Source organism: Streptomyces ficellus (assembly GCF_009739905.1).
GTDB lineage: Bacteria > Actinomycetota > Actinomycetes > Streptomycetales > Streptomycetaceae > Streptomyces > Streptomyces ficellus_A.
In genome coordinates, this window is sequence record NZ_CP034279.1 from 1,610,478 (window position 1) to 1,632,525 (window position 22,048).

The window sequence follows — 22,048 nt, forward strand, 5'->3', positions numbered from 1 at the left end:
CGTCACGGTGTCAGTCAGTACCCCGCGGCCATTGCCCAAGCGCGGTGTGAACCGACTCGACCACCCTGCGCCAGGATTCGTCCAGACCCCTGGGGTGCCCGAACCCGCCGGTCGCCTCAATGGTGATGAAGCCGTGGAACGTGCTCCGCATGAACCGGACCGCATCGGTCAGGTCAGGCTCCTCGAGCTCGTACGCCCGCAGCACCGCGTACGTCAGCTCGATGTTGCGGACGAACCCCTTGGCGTCGGCGATCTGGTCGAGGTCCAGCCTCATCTGCGTGGCCGCGTACCGTCCGGGACAGCGCAGAGCGTACGCACGGTAGGCGTCGGCGAAAGCCAGGAGGGCACCCTTCGCGGACCGGCCGGCGATGGCGGCGGCCAGTTCGTCGCTCATCTCCTCGGCGGCGAGCAGCGCCACCCGGGTCCGTACGTCCTGGAGGTTCTTGACGTGCGCGTACAGACTGGCGTCCTTGACCCCGAAGTCACGGGCCAGCGCCGAGAGGGTGACCGCCTGGATTCCGACCTCGTCGGCCAGGGCGGCAGCGGCCTGCGTGATCTTATCGACGGTCAGGCCGGCTCGTCTTCTCACGTGCTTCCCTAATGATCCAAGCCAGGTACCGTAAGACTCCAGCCTACTGCCTACTACTTTCCTGTCGCCCCTTCAGGTGGAGGCGTGGTGAGAGGCGCCTGTACGGGCTCAGTGGTCGCCCGGGGGCGGGCCGCGGGGCGTGGCAGCGGTTGACGCCAGTCGCCCAGAGTCGTGAGGAGGACATGGCGTGCGAGACGGCGGATGTCGTCCCATGCCGGATCTGTGGCCAGGGCGTTGGTCCAGAGGCCGGCGCGGCAGGTGCCATCGATCTCTCCGAGGCGACGGCCGATGACCCGAAGAGGGCGCAGGGCCTTCGAGTCGAATGCGCTGCGCTCCGCGAGTTCTTCGGAGACGCGGCAGAGGAGCTCCACCTCTTCGACGACGTCCTTGGTCTTCAGCTCACGCCCGCCCGGCCAGGCGAGCTGATCCTGGATGTCGGCTGCGAGGAGGGCCATGAGGCGGAGGGTCCAGGTGCGCAGGTACGCGTCTCCGAGATGCTTCATGCACGCAGGATCGCACCTGGCACCCGCACCGTGTTCGAGCAGCAACCACCGTCATCGCCCCGAGCGGACCGACCAGGCGCCTACCGCCGTACCCGTCCTGTCGTCGTCACCGACCAACCGCAGCCGCGGCTGTGGCCAGCGGCGACCGTCGCGTGGTGGCCAGGGTGCGGGTCACACCATCGCCGGTCGCGGCTTCTGCGTCTGCGTCTCTGCCGGAGTGGTCGACCGGTCGCACCATCGTGGGCCGGCTCGGGTACCGCTTCACCCAGGCCCCTGCGGTGACAATGCACGCCGTCGACTGCCGTGTGGGTGTTGACGCCCCGGGCGGGAAGCGGCGAAGCGCGCCGGAAGGGCGGTCTCGGCGGTGAGCGGACACCCGCTGCGCCCAGCGAGCGCTGCGAGCAGCCGAGCGGCCTGCGCAGGCGGACCCGGCGTCACCGGGGCCACGGACGACCGCCTCCTCCCCCTCGGGCGCTTGGATGCTCGGATGCTTGGACGCTCGGACATCTTTCCAAGACTGGAGGATATTCAGCGGCTCGTTCGATCTTCCTAATGTGGAGGCAGTCGAGGGGCGCTCGCCCCGATTCCACGATTGTGAAAGGGAGTTCACCATGCGTGCTGTCATCCAGAAGTCCTTCGGCGGCCCCGAGGTCCTGGAGCTCACCGAGACCGACAAGCCCGCCCCGCTCGGCGGCGAGGTCCTCGTCCGCGTGCACGCGAGCGGCGTCAACCCGGTCGACGTGGCGGTGCGTTCCGGCGCCTACCCGCTGCTCGGCGAGCCGCCGTTCGGTGTGGGCTGGGACATCTCCGGTGTCGTCGAGGAAGCCGGACCGGGTGCTCGCTTCAAGGTCGGCGACGAGGTCTTCGGCATGCCGTTCTTCCCGCGAGCCGCCACCGGTTACGCCGACTACGTGGCCGTGCCCTCGCGCCAGGTGGCCCGCAAGCCCGCGACGCTCGACCACGTGCAGGCCGCCGCCGTGCCGCTCGCCGCCCTCACCGCCTGGCAGGGCCTGGTCGACGCCGCCCACGTCGCCGCGGATCAGCGGGTGTTGATCCACCGGGCGGCCGGTGGCGTCGGCCACTTCGCGGTGCAGATCGCCAAGGCGCGCGGCGCCCGCGTCATAGCCCTGGCGAGCGCCGCCAACCACGACTTCGTCCGCGAGCTCGGGGCCGACGAGATCATCGATTACCGCACCACCGACTACACCGAAGCGGTCAAGGACGTCGACGTCGTCTTCGACTCCAGCTCCGAGGGCGAGCGTGCGCTGAGCGTCCTGCGGCCCGGCGGCACGCTGGTCAGCATCATGGAGCACTGGAACACCGAGCTCGCCGCCCGCATCGAGGACGAGGGCCGCCACTTCGCCGGGATCTCGGTCGAACCGGACTACGCCTCCCTGGAGGCGATCGCGGCCCTGATCGACGCGGGCCGCATCCGCCCGCACGTCTCCGCGACGCTCCCGCTCGAACAGGCGGCGAAGGCCCACGAACTGGTCGGTTCGGGCCGCACCCGCGGCAAGGTCGTCCTGACCGTGGCCTGAGCAGGGCGGGTTAGAGTGCGGAGGAAGACCGGAAGATCCGCGGAGAGGGGCGGAGTTGGACATCCTCACCGAGGTGCTGGCCTCGATGCGTACCGGCCGACCCGTCTCCGTGCGGACCACCGGGCGTGTGCCCTTCGGGCTGAGGCTGCCCCCCGTGGCCGGGGCGGGCTTTCACGTGGTGCTGTCGGGTACGTGCTGGCTCGTCCCGCTGGAGGACGCGGCGCCGCAGCCGTCCCTCCCGCTGGGACCGGGCGACGTGGTCTTCCTGCGGGACGGGCGCGGTCACATCCTGGCCGACCATCCCGCCACGCCGGCGGAGGTCGAGCGGGAGTCCCAGTTCAGTCCGGGCTCCCCGCTCGGCACGGTCACCGTCGGCGGCGACGGGGCCCGCACCGACCTGCTGTGCGGGAACTACCACCTCGACCAGGCCCGTCCGCACCCCCTCGTACGGCAGCTGCCGGAGATCATCCATCTGCCCGCGAACCCCGTCCGGCACCCCGATCTCGCCTCCGCGATCCGGTTGTTGCGCGCGGAGCTGGAGCAGCCGCGGCCGGGCTCGGCCGGCATCGTGCCCGCGTTGATCGACTCGCTGCTCCTGTACATCCTGCGCGCCTGGCTGGAGCAGGGTCGGACCGCGCAGACCCATGGCTGGGCGGCCGCGCTCGGTGACACGGGGGTCGCGCCGGTCCTGGCGGCGATCCACGCGAAGCCGGACGCCCCGTGGACCGTGGAGTCGCTGGCCGCCCACGCGGGCCTCTCCCGTGCGGCTTTCGCCCGCCGGTTCAACGACCTGGTCGGCGAGCCGCCCATGGCGTACGTGACCCGCTGGCGCATGACGACCGCCGCGCGGCTCCTTCGAGAGTCCGAAGCCCCGCTGTCCACGGTCGCCGCGCGCACCGGTTACGGCTCCGAGTACGCCTTCGCCAAGGCCTTCAAGCGCGAGTACGGGCAGGCCCCGGGCGGCTACCGGCGTGAGGCGCGCGCGGCCTGAGGTCTGGTGCTCCTCAGAGGACGACCTCGGGTTCCAGGCGCTCGCGCCACCTCCACCTGGGCCTTGCCCGCACCCACGTGCACGGGCCTGGGGGACAGGCCTGAGGGTTCCGCCGCTCGTGGGGCGCAGGCCGCGCTCGTGGACCAGCAGTCCAACAACTGGCCCAGTGCGATGGCACAGCCGCCCGTGACGTGCCGCTCCGCAGCAGCTTATGGCGCGGTCGGGCCGCGGCCCTACTTCACCGGCTCCAGAATCGCCACGCACTCCACATGATGCGTCATCGGAACGATGTTAGGGCAAGCCGGAATGGCAAAACGTGCAGGTCAGAGGACCTCTCCCTCAAGGGGTGGCGTGCGATTGCGGGCGAGGAGCGTCCAACGAGCGTCAGCAGCTCCTCACCCGGCAACCGCAGCGGCTCAGCCCACGTAGCTGCGCATGATGCCGGCGAAGTCGTCCTTGTCGTAGATGGCATCGGCCATGGCGACGGGGAGCGGTTGACCGTTCACCAGAATGGTGGGAGTGGCGGGCGATCCCGCCCTGGCGTGAGCCTCGTCCGCCTCGGTGACGAAGTCGTTGTCGCCCGCCTTCCTGACGGCCTGGTCGAAGGTGGTGCCGCGTAGCCCGGGGATCTTGCTCGCGATGCTCAGCAGCTTGTCGTCGGTGAACCCGTCGACGGCCTCCGTCGACGGCTGGTTGGTGTACAGCAGTCCGTGGAGTTCGGTGAACTTCCCCGCGTCCAGCGCCGCTCCCAGTGCGGCCACCGCCCTCTTGGATCCCGAACCGCCCTGCTTGCCGTCGATGAAGGTCGCGAATCGGTACTCGACGCTGATCTTGCGTTGCCGGGCGAGCTCCACCAGATGAGCACCACTGCCCGAGGTCTCGAACTCCCGCGTCATGACACAGCGGGGATCTTCGAACACGGTGACCGTCGTGCGCGCGGACGGGTCACCGACGACGACGGCCATCGTCTGCGTATCCAGCCGTTCGGGCAGTTCCCCCATGAGCGGCTTCGGCTCGTCCTTCCACCACGGGCCGTACACCCCGATCCCCACCGCTGCGGCGACACAAGCCGCGAGCGCACACCCCAGATTGCGCATCTCACCCATGAGGCTCCCCTCCCCAGCCCTGCCAGACCTGACAGGGTCGGGGAGCAGGGTACGCCCGGGCCCGATGGTCATGGCGAGAGGGTTGAGTATGGGCCATCCCGACCCTACGGGGTACGCAACGTCGCCCTGTCCAGCGACGAGGCTGCGGACAGGGCGACGTGATCACACTTACGCAAAGCTCGAGCTACAGCACGCTAGTTGTACGGCTTGAAGAATCGAGTCCATTCGTATTTCCACTGGTCCGATGTGTAGATCCAGGCACTCGGCTTTGCGCCGTTGAACTTTCCGTCCGGTTTCGCGGTCCATGTCCACATCTTCACGGCACCATCCGGCTGGTGGTACATGGTTCCGATGTCGTCGTACCCGTCGCTGTTGTAGTCGCCGATCACCATCTGACTCTTGTTTACTTGCCAGCTGGGGTCAGCGATCAGCGAAACGTAGGCGGAGTCGAACTTGTTGTCTTCATGGGACTCGGCAATGATCGTCGACACGTTGTCACTGGTGGTAGCTCTGTCGTCCCAGAGGATGGCGTCGTCGCGGCCGTCACGGTTGAAGTCGCCGGCGTTGGGGATGACGAGATCCCAGTCCAGGTGACTGCTGTACCACCATGAGGTGGGCTTGGCGAATCCTCCCGCCGCCGTGGCGAGGAAGGTGTGGTTGCGGACGGTGTCGTCACCTTGTCCATAGAAGATGCCGAGGTCGTCGCGCCCGTCTCCGTTGAAGTCGCCGGTGACGAATTTGCAGCGGTCCCTGAGCCAGGTTCCCTCAGGTGCGGTCCAGGATTCGAAGGGTTTGTTGAATCCGCCCTTGATGTCGGCCGTGTAAGTGATCAGCTTGCTGGTTCCGTCAGGGTAGGCGTACCAGACGGCAATGTCATCACGTCCGTCCCCATTGAAATCGCCGGCTTGCGGTGTCATGTAGCTGCCGTGCATGACGCCAGGCGGCACGCTCCAGGAAGCGAAGGGAGCGGCGAAGCCTCCATCCACCCTACCGAGCGACGTCCACAATTTTAGGCTGGTGTCGCTGGACGGCTGAAGGGCTGCCATGTCGCCACGTCCGTCGCCGTTGAAGTCTCCGGTGACGAACTTCATGTATTTGGCTTCCCAGGCACCCGCTGCGGCTGCATATGACTTCATCGGCAGATCGAAGGTGCCATCCGATTTGGCCATCAGCGTATACGTGGCATCCGTCCCCGCATCGAAGTCGTACCACAGACCGATGTCGCTGCGCGCGTCGCCATTGTAGTCGTGGCGGGGACCGGCGCCATTACTCCAGAGCGTTTGCCCCTTGGCGTTGTAGGAAACCAAGTTTCCGCGGTCCTGCAGAACGGCGTAGCCCGCGCCCGCATTGGTCACGTCGGCAGTCCATAGCTTGGTGCTGCCATCACTACTGTAGACGGCCAGGTTCCCGTTCGCCTCCACTCGCGCGGTGGCACCCTTGTGGCCTCGAGTGTCCGTGGACCACAGGACTTGAGACGGAGCCGCATTAGAGGTGACTACCAGGTCGCCCCCCGGATTTGCGTCGTTCACATAACCGCGCATAGTGAGCGTGACCTTCTTGCCGACCACTGACTGGCCTGACTTGAGCTCCGTGCCCGCTGCGATGTGCTCACCGCCTGTGGGACCGTCGATGGTGAAGTAGGCTCCGATGCCGCTGTAGTCGCTTCCGGTTTTACGCCCTGGCCAGCCCACGAGGGTGTTGTTGGACTTGCGCCCCCACAGGTCGGGGATGCCGTCGCCGTCCAAAACCCCGTCACCATTACCGTCGCCGTCGAGGTCTCCGGTCACGCCGAGGGTCGGGTAGAGGCTCTTGGGGTGTGTGCTACTCGTGAGTTTGACGCGGTTGGCCGGTGTGCCCCAGGTGGCGAGGTTCAGGGTGCCGTCGACGTCGGGTTTGCCGTAGGAGCGGTAGAGGTCTCCGGAGGCGTCCTCGCGAAGCAGGAGGTCGGGAAGTCTGTCTCCGTTGAGGTCGCCCGCCACGATGACCGTGAACCGGTCCCAGTCGGTTGCGCCGACGAGGATGGCGTGCGGGCGTGTCACGTCGAGTCTGGCGCCACGGCTGCCGTAGTAGGCCCACAGGTGCCTACCTTGCTTGACCAGGAGATCAGCCATGCCGTCGCTATTGATGTCACCGCCTGTCGTGATCTGCTCGGCGTTGTGCCAGTGGTCGTCCCCGTTCCAGGTTTCGGTTGCCTTGCAGCGGGTGGACGACGTGGGCACCGGGCAGCTGACCTTCAGCGGCAGTCTGCTCTCCGGGTTGATGCTACCTTCACCGTTGTTGCTGTAGACAACGAGCTCCTTCTTGAGACTGTTCTCGCTGTACTCGAGGGCTATGAGGTCGTTACGGCCATCCTGGTGCCAGTCACCGCTGTATGTGACCTGCTGGTCGGGGAAGCTCGCGCCCGCGTTGGTCGCGGAGGAGAAGTCCCGGTTCCCCTGGCCCACGTAGGTGAGGAGAGTCCCGTTGATGTCGGTGCTCCAGATGTCCAGGAACCCGTCACCGGTGAGGTCACCCGGCTTGTCCCGTGCCTCGGCCCGATTGGCGTAATACAGGTAGGTGGCTTGGTCGGACCGGTTGCCGGCCTTGTCAACGCTGTACGCGTGCACCAGGTGCGGACCGTATGAGGGAGGTGTGACAAGAGCGGAGGCGACGCCTGCGGGGGTCATCCGCACTTCGGGGTTCGTGTCGGTCCACCAGTAGTAGGCGACGACGTCCTTGACTCCGTTGTTGGCGAAGAGGAACTTGCCCGCGCTTCGTGCCGGACCGGTCTGCGCCGGCCAGCCGTCCTCCCCGTTGGGGAACTTGCCGCCCTCGGATGTGATGAGCGGCGGTTGACTGGGACGAGTGCGGTCGAGGCTGAACTTGCACGTCGTGCTCCACGCGGACAGCGCACCGTCAGGGTCCTTTGCGCGCACCTTCCACGTGTAGTCGCCGGAAGGGGTCTTCTCCGCGGGCAGGACTAGGGTGGTGACGCGCCCCTTCAGTGCAGGCAGGCTGGTGTCGACAACGGGGACTGTCGGGGTCGATGAGCCCGTCCTGAACAGCTGGAACTGTGCTGTGAGGTTGCCACCGTCCGGGTCGTCGGTCTTCGCGTACAGACTCACCGCGCTGTTGCCGATGGTTCCCCCGGCGGTGCAACTGGTACGAGGGTTAGTGCCCAGACCGGTCGGCGTCTTGGGCGGGTGGTTGTACTTGATTTCGAGTGTGGCGGTCTTCGGGTCGAACTTCTTCCAGCCGAAGGTGTCCTCTTCGTTGGCCGCATAGAGGCCGAGGGTGACACCAGCGTCCTTGTTGGCGGCCGCCTTGCGTACGACGGGAGTGGCATTGAACTCGAGGTTGCCCGCGGCGCAGTCCTTGCTCCAGCCCTTGGCGTCATTCACGGTCGCAAGTGGCTTGACGTTGTCGCCGCCGATCTTGGCCGGTTGGTTCCGCCAGGTCGTCTTGCGGGAGATGTCACCGGTTTCGTACAGCTCGATGGGGCGTGGCTGGCACGACCAGGACCAGGTGTTGCGGATCCGGAAGGTGGCTTCCTTGATCTGGGCCCCTGCTACGTCGCTGGTGTCGAGTTGGAAGAACGAGCGGGAAACGCGGTCGCTGCCGCCGGTCTCGGCTTCGTATCCGACGCGTACGACTTCCTTGACGTCGTAGAAGGACGTGTTGGGGTACGCCTTGTAGACACGGGCCCAGTGCTGCCACTCACCCCAGGCCCAGCTCGGGTCGATGTAGACGGGGTAGGTGGTCCCGGCACCGGTCAGCAACTCCTGGTCCGGCGTGATGGTCAGCGAGTCACCCGTGACGGTGGTTCCCATCTGCGCTTCTTCGGCGCCTGCGCCGGGCTCGAAGGCATCCGCCGGCGCCTCGGCGGCCAAGGTTCGCATCGTAGGGCTCGTCGGCCGGCTGGAGTCCCACATCAAAGGGGTGGGGCTCGTGAACACCGTCTGCCCGGCCGGATCCTGTGCCTCGAGGGCACCCGTGTCCGCGTCCTTGGTGACCGTCAGGCCGACGGTGTTCATCGCGAACTGGAGTTTGGCCAGTTCGGGGTTCTTAGCGGCGTCGGCGGTCTTGACGACCAGTAGTTGAGAGAAGCCCTCGGTCTCCGCCTTCAGTTGCAGGTCGACCCCGGCCAGCACCTCTGGGTACGTGGCCACGTTGCCGTTCAGTGTCGGCTTGGGCAGCGGCTTGGGCCAGGCTAGTGACAGGGAGCGTCCGTCCTTGGCTCCGGTCAGCAGGGGCCCGCTGCCGCCACCGGAGAACCGCACCGAGACCGAGGACGCTCTGGGCACGACGGAACCATCAGCCGCGAAGACGAGCGCTGGATCCGAGGGAACCCAGGCACCTTGGCGCCAGACGCGTACCGCTGTCCCATGACGCTTGACCGAGAAAGAACCATCTGGTTGTGCCCAGGTGTCACTTGCCTCCGTCCGCGCGGACACCAACTCCACGGGTTTCCCAGAGGCTGCAGCGTCCTGCAGCGCCTTGTCCTCCTCGCTGAGCGAGCCAGCGGCCACCGGATCGTCGGCCGTCTGCGCCAGCGTGTGATCCGACGAACTGGCGTAGGCCGCTTCGGACGTCACTCCCGGAGCGAGCAGCCCACCCGCCAGCGCGAACGCCAGCAGTCCGGCCTGCCGCCTCCGGAAGCTCCCTCCCTTGCTACGTATGGACACGCAGTTCTCCCCCTATTCGATGTGTCCGGATTGCGCGCCGAACTATATCCACACACCTTGCAATACATCCGCGACGGGCGATCCAGAGGAGTACACCACTCGTGATGAACCTGTGTACATCTGGTAAAGCCGGACAGCGCAGATGAGACCAAGCGTCGCCTCACCACCCTGGACTGAAGCCACAGTTCGACACTTCACCAAGCCACCACAAGGGTAGATGCTGCCAGAATCAGACATTGCTGGGAAACGGCCTGTTCCCCACTCATTGGCCACGGCACTCATGTCCAGATAGCCGATGTGCTGTTATGGTCGTTCCAATTTTTGTTTCAGTTTCATAAGGGGTGGGGCGTGAGCCGTTTCGGCGCGCGTAAGTGGGTTGGGGTCCTCGCGGCCGCCGTCATAGCGAGCTTGCTACCTGCGCAGGCAACAGCGGCTGTCGCAGCAGCCGGGAAGGGTCCGGACCTTCCACAGCTGAGACAGCCGCCCACGGTGCCGGTCACGAAGGTGTCCGTCGGGGGCACCAAGGCGAGAGGCACAAAGGCCTCCAAGTGGGCCTCGCCCAAGGTCGTCTGGCCGACCGCCGGCTCGGAGACGGTTCTCCTGCAGTCGGTCACCGGGGCAGGGCGCACTCCTCGACGGGCTGGCGGCCTGCCTGTCTTCCTTGGCGCTGCTCAGTCCAAGGCTCGCATCGGCGCTCAAGCCGTCGGCAAGGTGAAGGTCACCGTCGCCTCCCAGGCCGCAGCGCGCAAGGTCGGCGTGGAAGGTCTGGTGTTGTCGCTCGCCCCCGCGGACGCCACCGCCACCGCCACCGCGAGCAAGGTCGACGTCCGTGTCGACTACGCCTCCTTCAAGGGCGCTTACGGTGGTGACTGGGCAGCCCGCCTGCGCCTGGTCCAGCTTCCAGCCTGCGCGCTGACCACTCCGGACAAGCCCGCATGCCGTGCGGGCAAGCCGTTGCCGACGAAGAACGACACGAAGTCCAGCACGCTGTATGCGACCGCGCCGCTTCCTGGCACCGCTGCTTCGGGCGCAAGAGCCGCTTCTGCGGGATCGGGGACGACGGTCCTGGCGGCGACGGCGGAAGCGTCGGGTCCCACCGGTGACTACAAGGCGACATCCCTTACGGGCTCGGGCTCGTGGACCGCCGATGACGCCACGGGCGGGTTCAACTGGTCGTATCCGGTGGGCGTTCCCGCCGTCCCCGGCGGTCTCCAGCCCTCCATATCGCTGAACTACAGCTCACAGGCCATCGACGGTCGGACGGCGGTCACCAACAATCAGGCGGACTGGATCGGTGACGGCTGGGGATGGCAGCCCGGCTACATCGAACGCCGCTACAAGGCGTGCAACGACGACAAGGTGGGCAGCACCAACACCACCAGGGTTGGTGACCTGTGCTGGTACAACGACAACGCCACGCTGTCACTCGGCGGCAAGAGCACCGAGCTCGTATACGACAGTGTCAAGGGCTGGCACCCGGCTTCGGACTCGGGTGAGAAGGTCGAGAAGCTGACCGGCGCGTCAAACCCTGACAAGGGGACGGCCGGCGTCGATGGTGTCGGTGAGCACTGGAAGGTCACCACGTCCGACGGCACCCAGTACTACTTCGGTCTGAACAAGCTGCCAGGTTGGCGCGACAACGGCACCGCAGCCGACGACCCGGTGTCCAACTCCACTTGGACGGCACCCGTCTTCGGCAACAAGTCCGGCGAACCGTGCTACAACGCCTCCTTCGCCGCGGCCTGGTGTCAGCAAGCCTGGCGGTGGCAGCTCGACTACGTGGTCGACCCGCGCGGCAATGCGATGGCCTACTACTGGAAGACCGAAGCCAACAACTACGGTCGGAACGTCTCCGAGACCACCGGCAAGGCCACCGTCACCCCTTACACCCGCGGCGGCTGGCTCGACCACATCGATTACGGGCTGCGGTCCGACTCCGTGTACACCGGCAAGCCCATGGGCAAGGTCCTCTTCGGCGTCAGCGAGCGCTGCCTGACCTCCTGCGGCACATTCGACGAGACCAACGCCAAGAACTGGCCCGACGTCCCCTTCGACCTTTTCTGCAAGGACGGGGCGACAGAGTGCAAGGACAAGTACTCGCCCAGCTTCTGGTCCCGGAAGCGACTCACCTCTCTCACCACCCAGGTACTCACCGGCGGTGCATACAAGGACGTCGATTCCTGGACCTTGAAGCAGAACTTTCCGCCCTCCGGTGACGGCATCTCCACCCCCATGTGGCTGGAGTCGATCACGCGTACCGGCAAGGCAGGGGGCACCGCCGCGCTGCCTGCCGTCACCTTCACCGGCGTACAGAAACCGAACCGCGTGGACAAGCTCGGTGACGGTCTCGCCCCGTTCATCCGCTTGCGCATGGCTCAGATCACCACCGAGTCGGGTGGCACCATCGGCGTCGACTACTACGCCCCGGACTGCACGGCCGCAGCGCTGCCACCGGCCGACGCGACCAACACGACCCGCTGCTACCCCGTCAAATGGGCCTACGAAGGCGAGACGGCCAAACAGGACTGGTTCAACTCCTACGCCGTTCAGCGCGTCACCGAAGGCGACAACCTCGTCGAATCCCCGGACGTCGTCACCGAGTACACGTACGCAGGCGGCGCCGAGTGGGCCAAAAGCACCGACGAGTTCACGAAGACTGATGACCGAACCTACTCCGTGGGACGGGGCTACCACCTTGTCCAGACGCGCAAGGGCGCGGGACTGGACAGCAAGACGCTGACCGAGACCCGGTACTTCCGCGGCATGGACGGCGTCGCGGTGAAGGACTCGGCCGGGGTTTCGGTCACGGACCGCGAGCAGTTCGCCGGCATGGTCAGAGAGAAGGCCACCTACAACGGCAATGGCGGAGCGCTGCTCTCCGCCACCTCATACACTCCCTGGCGTTCCGCCGTCACCGCCACCAGGTCCCGCACCGCAGCCGGCCTGCCCGCTCTCGAGGCCTACCAGACGGGCACGGAAGCGGAAGAAGCCCGCACCGCTGTCACCGGCGGCACGCGCACCACCAAGACCACCCGCACCTTCGACGCCTACGGCATGGTCGCCACCCAGTCGGATCTCGGTGACACCGCCAAGACCGGCGACGAGCAGTGCATCACCACCAGCTACGCCCGCAGCTCCACCAGCCCGATCCTCAACGCGGTCTCCCGTACTGACACCGTGGCTGCGCCCTGTGGCACCGCGGTGAGCCGACCGGCGGATGTCATCGACGACGTTCGCAACTACTACGACGGCGGCGTCTTCGGGGCCGCACCGACCAAGGGTCTGGTGACCAAGACCGACCGGATCAACGGCGCTGGCAGCGGATACGACGTCACCACGTCCACTCCCACCACCTGTGGAACTGCCGGCGACCAGCTCTGCTTCGACCAGTACGGTCGGGCGCTGGCCACCACCGACGCCTACGGCAAAACGACGACCACCACCTACACACCGACGACCGGCGAAGTACCGACCGCGACCGTGGTGACCAACCCGTTGGGCCATAAGGTCACCACAGCGCTGGACCCCTTCCGCGGGCAGCCCACCAAGGTCACCGACCCCAATGGCAAGGTGACCTCGACCGCGTATGACGCCCTCGGTCGCGTCAGCAAGGTGTGGATCCCGACCCGGCCTCAGGCCACGTACCCCAACGCTCCGAACCACGTCTTCGACTACTTCATACGCAATGACGGACCAGTCGTCGTCACGAGCAAAACGCTCGATCACAACAGCCAGTACCAGACGAGTTACGCCTTCTTCGACGGGCTGCTGCGCGCTCGTCAGACCCAGGAGACGTCCCCTGATCGCGCGGGCCGCCTGATCACAGAGTCGTTCTACAACACCCGCGGCGAAGCATGGCTCTCATCCGGCACCTACTTCACGACGGGAGCCGCCGAGCCCGTCCTCGTGACGGGTCAGGAGACGCAGTACCCGTCCTCCACCGAGACCGTCTTCGACGGTTCAGGTCGCCCGACCGCCGTCATCGCCAAGCGGTTCGGTGACGAGACCAAGCGCACCACGACCGGTTACACCGGTGACGCCACCACGGTCGTCCCGCCCAAGGGCGGGACCGTCACCACGACCGTCGTGGACGCACTCGGCAGGACCGTCGAACTGAAGCAGTACACGAACGCCGACCGCTCGGCGTCGCAGTCGACCACCTACGGATACAACAAGCACGGTCGGCTCGAACAGGTCACCGACGCCTCCGGTGCGAAGTGGACCTACGGCTACGACACCCGAGGCCGCCAGACCAGTGTCAGCGACCCCGACAAGGGCGCCACGACCACTGTGTACGACAAGGGCGACCGTGTCACGGACGTCAAGGACGCCCGTCTTATCACCCTGCACACCGACTACGACGACCTCGGCCGCCGTACCGCGCTGAAGAAGGGCGCCACCACACTCGCGTCCTGGACCTATGACACCCTCGCCAAGGGCCAACCCACCGCCGCCACGCGCTACAGCGCCGGGAACGCCTACGTCAGCGAGGTGACCGAGTACAACGACCTGTATCAGCCTCTCGGCACCAAGGTGACCATCCCGGCTGTCGAGGGACAACTGGCGGGTACCTACGAGTGGTTCAACTTCTACAACGACAACACTGGGCAGCCCGAGGAAACAGAGCACCCGGAAACCGGTGGTCTTCCGGCGGAGTCCGTAGTGACGAACTACAACACCGGTGGTCTGCTGGCATCCGCCTACGCCAACAGCGACCCGCTCATCTCAGACGCCAAGTATGACCACTACGGTCGTCCGCAGCGCCTGGAGTACGGCGAGTTCGGCCGCCATCTGTGGACCACCAGCGAGTACGACGACCACACCGGCGCGCTGACCCGCTCCTACGCGGATCGTGAGGTCGCGCCCCAGCGCATCGAGGACACGCGGTACACCCATGACCCGGTCGGCAACATCACGTCGATAGCGACCGCCTACGACCAGGACGCCACCCGCACCACCGACACCCAGTGCTTCGCCACGGACGCCCTGCGCCGTATCACCGAGGCGTGGACCAACACCGGGGAACAGTGCGCCGGCACCCCCTCCGCCACTGTGGTGGGAGGACCCGACGCCTATTGGACCAGCTACACCTACGACGCCGTCGGCAACCGCAAGACCGAAACTCAGCACAAGACCGCAAGCGGCCCCACCGCCGACACCGTCCGCACGTATGCCGTCCCGGCCGCCGGCAAGCACCGGCTTCCTTCCGTGACGCAGGCGGGGACGACCCCTCATACGTCGACCTACACCTACGACGCGAGCGGCAACACCGAGACCCGCAAGTCCACCCACCCCGGGGCCCCTCTCAACCAGACCATGGCCTGGGACGACGAAGGTCATCTCGCCAAGGTCACCGACGGGACCAAGACGTCCACGTACCTGTACGACACGGACGGCCAGCGCCTCATCGGCCGCGATGCCACCGGCACCACCACGCTCTACCTGCCCAACGGCAACGAGCTGGAAATGGACAAAGTCGGCTTGGTGACCGGCACCCGCTATTACAGCGCCGGCGGCAAGACCGTCGCCATGCGTACCAACAACAAACTCACCTACATCCTCACTGACCACCAGAACACCAGCACCACCCAGGTCACCAACGACGCAAGCCAGGCTGTAACCCGCCGCAAGACCACCATCTTCGGCGCCCCCCGCGGCACCCAGCCCACAAGCTGGACCGGCAAGAAGGGTTTCGTCGGCGGCACCAACGACGCCGACACCAGCCTCACCCACATCGGAGCCCGCGAGTACGACCCCACGATCGGCCGCTTCATCAGCGTCGACCCGATCATGGACCTGGCCGACTCGCAGCAACTGCATGGTTACACCTACGCCAACAACAACCCGGTCACCTACTCAGACCCGACGGGCCTGATGCCGGACCACGGCGGCGGTACGAGTTCGTGCACCTACCCGTGCAAGTCCGAGGCCGCGGCGATCATGGCCAAGGAAAAGCAGCCGAATCAGAACAGTGGAAAGTCACACGACAACCGCAACAAGGGTGGGATGAGCAAGGCTGACTCCGCATTCACGGACTCGGACGGCGATGCATGGACGTTCGCAGACAAGAACCCGAAACTGCGTGCCTCCTACATTGACCGCTACGAGTACAAACTCAAAACTCTCGACTACCGGGATGCGCAGCAACGTGAGATGGCGCAACTGAGCGCTGCACTTTCTGCCTGCCAGAGCGTCTATGGAGACGAGCGTTGCTGGTCATACCTGCAGGCATACCACGCCCCAATGCACGAAAGGGGTGAGCTTCTCGGCTGGGATGGCAGAACCCCGCTAATGGCAGGCGCCCGGTACGCCAAGGCCATCAAGGGCAATCCATGCACCCGGTGCTTCCTGGCTGGAACCGACGTCCTGCTGGCCGACGGCAGCACGAAGGACATTGAGGATATTCAGATCGGGGACTCCGTCCTCGCCACCAACCCCCTGACGGGTGAAACGGAAGCGCGCAAAGTCACGCAACTGATCGTCACTGACGACGACAAGCGCTTCAATACACTCACGCTCCAGACCGCCACGGGCACTGAGAAGCTCACCGCAACATACGAGCACCCCTTCTGGTCCCCATCCGAACGACGCTGGATCGAGGCCCAACACCTCACCGCCGGCATGACCCTCCTCACGGACACCGGCGCCACCGTCACCGTGCAGGCAAACCGCCCCTTCACCAAGCGTGCCGCGACGTACAACCTCACGATCGACGACCTGCACACGTACTATGTGCTGGCGGGCGAGACGCCGATTCTGGTTCACAATTCCAACTGCCAGTTCTGGTCGCGGACCGACTACAACGGCCAGCGCATTTATCAGCGGGACGATATGGTGAATCCGAGCTTTATTTCACCTGCGGACAAGTACGGTCGAAGCAATCTCAAGAGAATGAAGCAGGGCCTCGCCCCGATGGGCCCGGACGGCAAGCCGATGAACCTCCATCACATGCTCCAGACACAGGACGGGCCGATTGCTGAGGTGACACACTCGATGCACTTCGGGAACTACAATCAGCTGCACTGGAAGGCGGGCACCAAGATCCCCAGCGGAATCGATCGAGATGCCTTCAACGCCTGGAAATCCCAGTACTGGAAGGACCGAGCGGCAGGATTTGGTGGATGATGAACGCTGTCGAGGCGAGTGAGCGACTGATCGAGCTGGTTCGCGGGAATGATGACATCGCGAACCACGCCGATGGCTGTAACGCAGGGACGATGGCCACCGCCGAGAGTGATCTGGGTGTGACTTTCCCCCCCTCGTACCGCCGCCTGGTCGAAGAGTTCGGAACCTGGGATATCGCCGGTGAAGAATTTCTTGGCGTATACCAGACGCCCGCCATGGGGCAGAAACTATTGGGTTCCGTAACGGAAACCCTGGATGCTCGCAGCCAGTACGGAATGCCACCCGATCTGATTGTTGCGATGTTTGACGGAATGGGTGGACTGGTCGTCCTCGATTCCTCACAAGCGAATCAGGAAGACGAGTATCCCGTCCTCGTTTGGAACCCCGGAGTTGTGGACCGCGAGAGCATGGAGAGGCTCGGGGATGATTTCGGGTCCTTCGCGTTCGCGCTGTGCCAGCGTGCTGTAACGCGCTGGCGAGAGTCCGACTGAAGCTGAAAAATCAGGAGAAAAGCGAGAAGCCTCGCCAGGTGTTCCTGGCGAGGCTTCTGCGGTTCTTGACGGCAACGCTGACGGCAACGTCATCGGACGACGGCTGGGGCGGGTGGGTCCTCGTAGTCGTCGTCGGTCCGGCCGAGGGCGTTGCCGGGGTGTCTATAGCTTCACGTTGGAGTCGGAGTCGTACGTGGGCGTAGACGCTGGCGGTGACGCCGATGCGTGCGTGGCCGAGGTGGTCCTTGATCACGACGAGGTCGACGCCCTTTTCCAGGAACAGGGCGTAGTCGAGTGCCGGAGATCGTGAAAGCGGATGCGACGGAGCCCTGCCCGGCTGAGGAGCCGGCCGAAGCGGCGGGTGAGACTGGTGGGGTCGAGGGCGCCAGTCTCGGTGGGGAAGACCAGCCCGCTGTCCGTCCAGTTGATTCCGGCGTCCTGGCGTTCTTCCTGCTGGCATTCCTGGTGAACCTTGAGGGAATGGACGCATTCGGTCGGGAGGGCGATGCGGCGTTCGGAGGCACGGGTCTCGGTGTGCAAGGTGGTGAGGCCGCCGGTTCGGGTGCGCTGGAGGGAGCGGTGGATGCTGGCCGTACCGGCGTTGAGATCGAGGTCTTCCCAACGTAGGGCGAGAGTTCGCCCTTGCGGAGCCCGGTGCGCAGAGCCAGTTCATACAGGGCCTGGAGGCGGTCGGTGCTGGCTGCATGGCCGACCCTAGTCCGGTCACCGGTCCACTCGACTCACGAGCAGCACAGACCACTCCTCATCCGCAACCTGACGCGCCATCAGAGCGAGCGTCGCATGAGCGTCAGAACTGCCTGGCGCGGACATGCGAAGACCGGGAGCACCACGCGCCCACCTACCCCGACATCGACCGAAGCCGCAGGTCACGAGCGTACGTCCGGCACCCGGCCTGCTCCACGTCATGCACCTCGGAAAACAGGTCGAGCGCACCGGCCATACCTGAAGGACCCGAGAAAGCCACAGGTCAGAGCCCCTTTGTAGCGGGCTCCAGGATCGCCACGCACTCCACATGGTGCGTCATCGGGAACACGTCAATGGAAAGCATGTCAACGAAAATAGCAGGTCAGCGGCCTACGTGACGCAATTCGGGCTCTAAATCAATGTGCGTTGCGGGCACTATGGGCACTACGTGCGATCTCTTGACGCACTCCCCGGCCATCACACGGAGCCCCTGACGGCCGGCACCCTCCAAGCGGTCCGCGAGCAGTCGGCAAGCAGGGTATGTCCACATACCTCGAGAAGACCACGTGACGGCAGAGCGAGCGCGACAACTTGGACGAGTTGATCGCTGACTTCGACAAGACCCAGAGCTCCGCCGACCCGCAACCCAGGACCGCAAAGCGGGCCAGGCTCACCGAGGGCACCTCCTCCAGGGCTGGGGCGAACGCTCAAGCGCTGGCGTCCACGCTGGACAGCGAGGGCCTGAACCAGGCCGCACAGCGCGAATGCGAGGTCCACGAGTGGCTCAACGATGCCCGCGACGCCGACCTTCCACTGATTACGTACGCCACGGCACTCGTCGAGGTGACGACCTCAGGATGGTTGGCGCCGCCTTGGAATGGGTACTGCCCCGGCTGCATGTCGAGCCCGTCACCCAGTCCGCTGCCGCATAGCGGCGTGCAGCCGAGCTGCACGGCCCAAGTTGCGCCATCGACGCCACTTCCTGCGCCATCACGCTCGCACAGCCGGGCCGCGTCGCGATCCTGACCTACGGGCATTGAGGACATCACCGCGCTCACCATCGACCACCCCATTTGATCGTCGCGGCCGTTGGAGTCACCGGCCCTTCCACGGTGACCTACAACTGAGAGCGCATCCACGACTCGAACTGCATGAGGTGCTCGCCCATCGCTCCCAGTGAGCCTGGGCTCTGCTCGTACTGTTCGGAGAGCGCCGCCTCGTAGACCTTGTAGGCCTTGGGCGCTTCGTCGCCCGCGATGTCGATGACCGCGACAGCGCGAAGTGCGTCCTCGATGAGGAGTTGTTCCGTGCAGCGTACGAGTTCTGGAACCAGTTCCTCGGCAATGTAGTCACAGAGCGCGATCACCTGTCGGCCTGCGCGGGTCGCCCGGTCGCGGATTGCTTCGAACCTCGCATCGTGCAGGTGCTCGTCGAGTTCGGCCTCGTCACCTTCGTCGCACCAGATCTTGCGCAGCGACTCTTCACTGGATGCCAGATCCCGCTCCGAATCCTGCATCAGCTCTTCCCAAGTGAGCGACGGATGAGCCGCATCGACGGGTGCAACCTCTGGGGCGGATTCCATTACGCCGAGGGCCGGAAGCGAGGAACCCTCACGGACCGCCAGAAGCAGCATGGCACGGCGGACAAGCGGAAGGAGGCGCTGGGCAGCAACAGAGCCCTGGATCTCGTACGCAGCACGTTCAACCGCCGGGTAGTCGTTGTCACCGATGAATCCGTCGATGTCGGAGCTGAAGGTGTAGAACGACGACTCCAGCGAGCGGAGCTCGTCGAGTACGTCCTCCGTAGCGTCCCAGAGACGGTCGGCCACCTGACGTGCCTCGTCCGACTCCCGGACCTTCCGTTCAAGTGCCGTGATCTGGTTGACCAGCTCGCTCATGACGTGCTCCTCCCACTGCAGGCCCACCGGGCCGCCCTAGCCCACCATCATGATTACGAAGCGAAGCCTCCAAGCCACTGCACTCACAGGCGACTTGTCATCAGCATCAAGCGATCCCCCGGATAGGGTGTTCACGATCTGACGCATCGACAGGGGTGGGTATGAGCAGGCTGCACGTGGGGTACGTCCGCAAGGCGATCGAGGAGCGGTTCACCGGCCTCATCGACATGACAGACAAGGCCCGGGCTCAGGAACCAAAGCAGCGAGAGGCTTTCCTCAGCCGAGGGCTCGCAGCCCTCGCCGTGCAGATCGAGCACCCATGTCCCGACCGCGTCGCGGCGCTCAGCGTCTTCGACGGCGAGGACGACCGCGGTCTTGACTCCATCGCCGTGGAGGTGAGGTCGCCTCAGCCGAGGATCTGCCTGGTGCAGGCCAAGTGGCACGAGCAGGGCAAGGGCGCCTTCGGCGAGAGCGAAGTCGACCGAATGTTCCGGGGACTGAGCATGATGCTCGACCGCCAGTACTCGAAGTTCAACAGCCGCTTCCAACTGTTCGTCCCCGACATCGAGCGAGCCTACGAGTCCGGCACCCCAAAGATCACTCTCGTCCTCGCCCTTCTTCGGACCGCACCGCTCGACCCTGGCATCCGCGATCTCATCGAGGAGAAGTGCGCGGAGTTCAACCAGGTCGAGGAAATGGTCGATTATAAGGTTCTCGACCTACGTGACTTCCACCGGGCCATCCTCGGCGACGCAGCCGCTCCGAAGATCGACACCAAGGTCCGCCTGGACGGCTTCATCCAGGAGTCGACCCCGTACAAGGCCTTGTACGGGACCATGACCGCACCAGATCTGGCAGACCTCTACAGCGAGCACCGGCGTGGCCTCTTCGCCCGCAACATCCGCGACAACCTCGACCTGACCGATGTCAACATCAAGATCAGGAACACCTTGCTGGAGCAGCCGGAGCACTTCTGGTACTTCAGCAACGGCATCACCATGCTCTGCGAAACGATCAGGCCTATCGGCAAGTCGGTCCCGGGAAAGGTCGGCGACTTCCAGCTCACCGGGGTCAGCGTGGTCAACGGCGCACAGACGGTGAGCGCCATCCACCGGGCGTATACCGCGAACCCCGATTCCGCCCAGTTCGGCAGGGTCATGGTCCGGCTGATCTCGCTGGAGGACTGCCCGCCGGGCTTCGGTGACCAGGTCACCACGACCACGAACACGCAGAACCCGATCGAGGAGCGCGACTTCAAGTCGCTTGATCAGGCCCAGGTCCAGCTCCGGGATGATTTCGCCCTCATGCTGCATCTCAGCTACGTGATCAAGCGGGGGGAGGCGTTGCCAGAGCCCGATCACGGCTGCTCAATGATGGAGGCGGCCGAAGCCCTGGCTGCCACGAGCCCGAACGCCGAGCTCGCGGCGGCGGCGAAACGTGACCAGAATCTCGCCGGCCTCTGGGAGGACGACACCTATAAGGAGATCTTCGGCTCGTCACCCAACGCCTACCGGGTCTGGCGCTCGGTCCAGCTCCTCCGTGCGGTGCGAGCCCGGCTCAAAGAGCTTCGCGACGGACTCCTGTGGCGGGCGGACGCCGCGGCGTTCCACGGCGACCTGCTGGTCACCCACATCGTCTACCGCAGCCTGAACACCCGGTCCATTGAGGACCCCGACTTCTACTGGCCGAACGAACTGAAGAAGGTCCCCGAGCTGGTACGGGACGCCCTCGCCTGGTCACTCTCCGCCATCGACCAGGAGTACGGGAAGTCCAGCCACATCATCGCCGCGGTGCGGAACACGGAACGGATCGAGCGCGTCGTCCGCGCCGCGCTGCGAGGTCTGGACTCCGGCAAGGACGCGCCGCCCCTGGGCGACGACTACCAGGTCACAGAAGTCGAGACGCGCGGACGGCAGGTGAACGCGGTCACGACGCTGATCACGAACAAGCGCATCACGGAGGGCGCTGTGCTGGAGTTCCGGCCCTATAGCAAGCCCGAGCGCCGCGACATGGCGGAATGGCTGGCCGCGGACGCTAAGCGGTCGCTGGCGTCCTGGAGCAACGACAACGGCCGCTACCCGCTGCAGTGGCACGCAGACGGCGAGTGGTACTCACCCAGTGGCCTTGCGAAGGAGATGCGTCAGCAGGCGTCCGGAGTGACGTCGTCCGTACAGGGCACCCTCCGCTGGTTCGTTCCGGGTGAGGGGTCCCTGGACGACCTGGCGCTGGCTGCGCGGCTGGAGCAAGGGCTGAACGTAGAGGACGAGCCGGCAGGGGACTGACCCTCGGGCCGTGAGGTGGAGGTGGGCGCGCCGGTGCCGCACGGCGCACCCCCGGAATTGTCAGTGCCCCGCTATACGCTCGCGCAGCGCCCTCGGTACACGGCCGCATCACCTGACGGGAACCGCCGTCGAGGGTGCTCCGGCGGCCGTAGGATCG

Annotated in this window: 10 protein-coding genes and 1 pseudogene; 5 read left to right on the forward strand and 6 right to left on the reverse strand. The window is 65.5% G+C overall.

The annotated features are described in order from the left end of the window. Nucleotides 1-10: 10 nt before the first annotated feature. Nucleotides 11-589: a TetR/AcrR family transcriptional regulator gene (locus EIZ62_RS07060; RefSeq protein ID WP_244375523.1), complete on the reverse strand. Its 579-nt coding sequence runs from the start codon at nucleotides 587-589 to the stop codon at nucleotides 11-13. A gap of 53 nt (nucleotides 590-642) precedes the next feature. Next, nucleotides 643-1,092, reverse strand: a complete 450-nt coding sequence (locus tag EIZ62_RS07065; protein ID WP_156691862.1) for a hypothetical protein — start codon at nucleotides 1,090-1,092, stop codon at nucleotides 643-645. 611 nt (nucleotides 1,093-1,703) lie between these two features. Here EIZ62_RS07065 and EIZ62_RS07070 point away from each other — a divergent pair. Together EIZ62_RS07070 and EIZ62_RS07075 are read left to right on the forward strand one after the other, a co-directional pair. Beyond that, nucleotides 1,704-2,630, forward strand: coding sequence for an NADP-dependent oxidoreductase (locus EIZ62_RS07070; protein ID WP_156691863.1), 927 nt, complete (start codon nucleotides 1,704-1,706; stop codon nucleotides 2,628-2,630). Nucleotides 2,631-2,685: 55 nt separating this feature from the next. Continuing rightward, nucleotides 2,686-3,621, forward strand: coding sequence for an AraC family transcriptional regulator (locus EIZ62_RS07075; protein ID WP_156691864.1), 936 nt, complete (start codon nucleotides 2,686-2,688; stop codon nucleotides 3,619-3,621). Between the two features lie 416 nt (nucleotides 3,622-4,037). Here EIZ62_RS07075 and EIZ62_RS07080 read toward each other — a convergent pair whose 3' ends face one another. Together EIZ62_RS07080 and EIZ62_RS07085 are read right to left on the reverse strand one after the other, a co-directional pair. Continuing rightward, entirely contained in the window at nucleotides 4,038-4,727 is a 690-nt protein-coding gene (locus tag EIZ62_RS07080; RefSeq protein WP_167536351.1) for a DsbA family protein, read from the reverse strand. A 194-nt stretch (nucleotides 4,728-4,921) separates the two neighbouring features. After that, nucleotides 4,922-9,391, reverse strand: coding sequence for an FG-GAP-like repeat-containing protein (locus tag EIZ62_RS07085; protein WP_156691866.1), 4,470 nt, complete (start codon nucleotides 9,389-9,391; stop codon nucleotides 4,922-4,924). A 489-nt stretch (nucleotides 9,392-9,880) separates the two neighbouring features. Between EIZ62_RS07085 and EIZ62_RS07090 the strand changes: the two genes are divergently transcribed. Together EIZ62_RS07090 and EIZ62_RS07095 are read left to right on the forward strand one after the other, a co-directional pair. Then, nucleotides 9,881-16,516, forward strand: coding sequence for an HNH/ENDO VII family nuclease (locus tag EIZ62_RS07090; RefSeq protein WP_244375525.1), 6,636 nt, complete (start codon nucleotides 9,881-9,883; stop codon nucleotides 16,514-16,516). Then, nucleotides 16,513-17,007 carry an SMI1/KNR4 family protein gene (locus EIZ62_RS07095; RefSeq protein ID WP_156691868.1) on the forward strand — a complete coding sequence of 165 codons (495 nt, stop codon included), beginning with the start codon at nucleotides 16,513-16,515 and terminating at the stop codon, nucleotides 17,005-17,007. The genes EIZ62_RS07090 and EIZ62_RS07095 overlap by 4 nt, the downstream gene beginning before the upstream one ends. Before the next feature lie 89 nt (nucleotides 17,008-17,096). Here the strand turns inward: EIZ62_RS07095 and EIZ62_RS07100 are convergent. Then, nucleotides 17,097-17,711: pseudogene (locus tag EIZ62_RS07100) on the reverse strand (site-specific integrase); the annotation flags it as partial. A 1,118-nt stretch (nucleotides 17,712-18,829) separates the two neighbouring features. After that, on the reverse strand, nucleotides 18,830-19,609 hold the full coding sequence (locus tag EIZ62_RS07105; protein WP_156691869.1) for a hypothetical protein: 780 nt from the start codon (nucleotides 19,607-19,609) through the stop codon (nucleotides 18,830-18,832). 161 nt (nucleotides 19,610-19,770) lie between these two features. Here EIZ62_RS07105 and EIZ62_RS07110 point away from each other — a divergent pair, with 161 nt between their 5' ends. Continuing rightward, a complete protein-coding gene (locus EIZ62_RS07110; protein WP_244375527.1) occupies nucleotides 19,771-21,891 on the forward strand; it encodes an AIPR family protein in 2,121 nt (706 codons plus the stop codon). Nucleotides 21,892-22,048 lie beyond the last annotated feature (157 nt).

Excerpts from the sequence above, each read along its gene's own strand:
- EIZ62_RS07065 (WP_156691862.1), bottom strand. The coding sequence starts at position 1,092 with ATGAAGCATCTCGGAGACGCGTACCTGCGCACCTGGACCCTCCGCCTC.
- EIZ62_RS07070 (WP_156691863.1), top strand. The coding sequence starts at position 1,704 with ATGCGTGCTGTCATCCAGAAGTCCTTCGGCGGCCCCGAGGTCCTGGAG.
- EIZ62_RS07080 (WP_167536351.1), bottom strand. The coding sequence starts at position 4,727 with ATGGGTGAGATGCGCAATCTGGGGTGTGCGCTCGCGGCTTGTGTCGCC.
- EIZ62_RS07095 (WP_156691868.1), top strand. The coding sequence starts at position 16,513 with ATGATGAACGCTGTCGAGGCGAGTGAGCGACTGATCGAGCTGGTTCGC.
- EIZ62_RS07105 (WP_156691869.1), bottom strand. The coding sequence starts at position 19,609 with ATGAGCGAGCTGGTCAACCAGATCACGGCACTTGAACGGAAGGTCCGG.
- EIZ62_RS07110 (WP_244375527.1), top strand. The coding sequence starts at position 19,771 with ATGAGCAGGCTGCACGTGGGGTACGTCCGCAAGGCGATCGAGGAGCGG.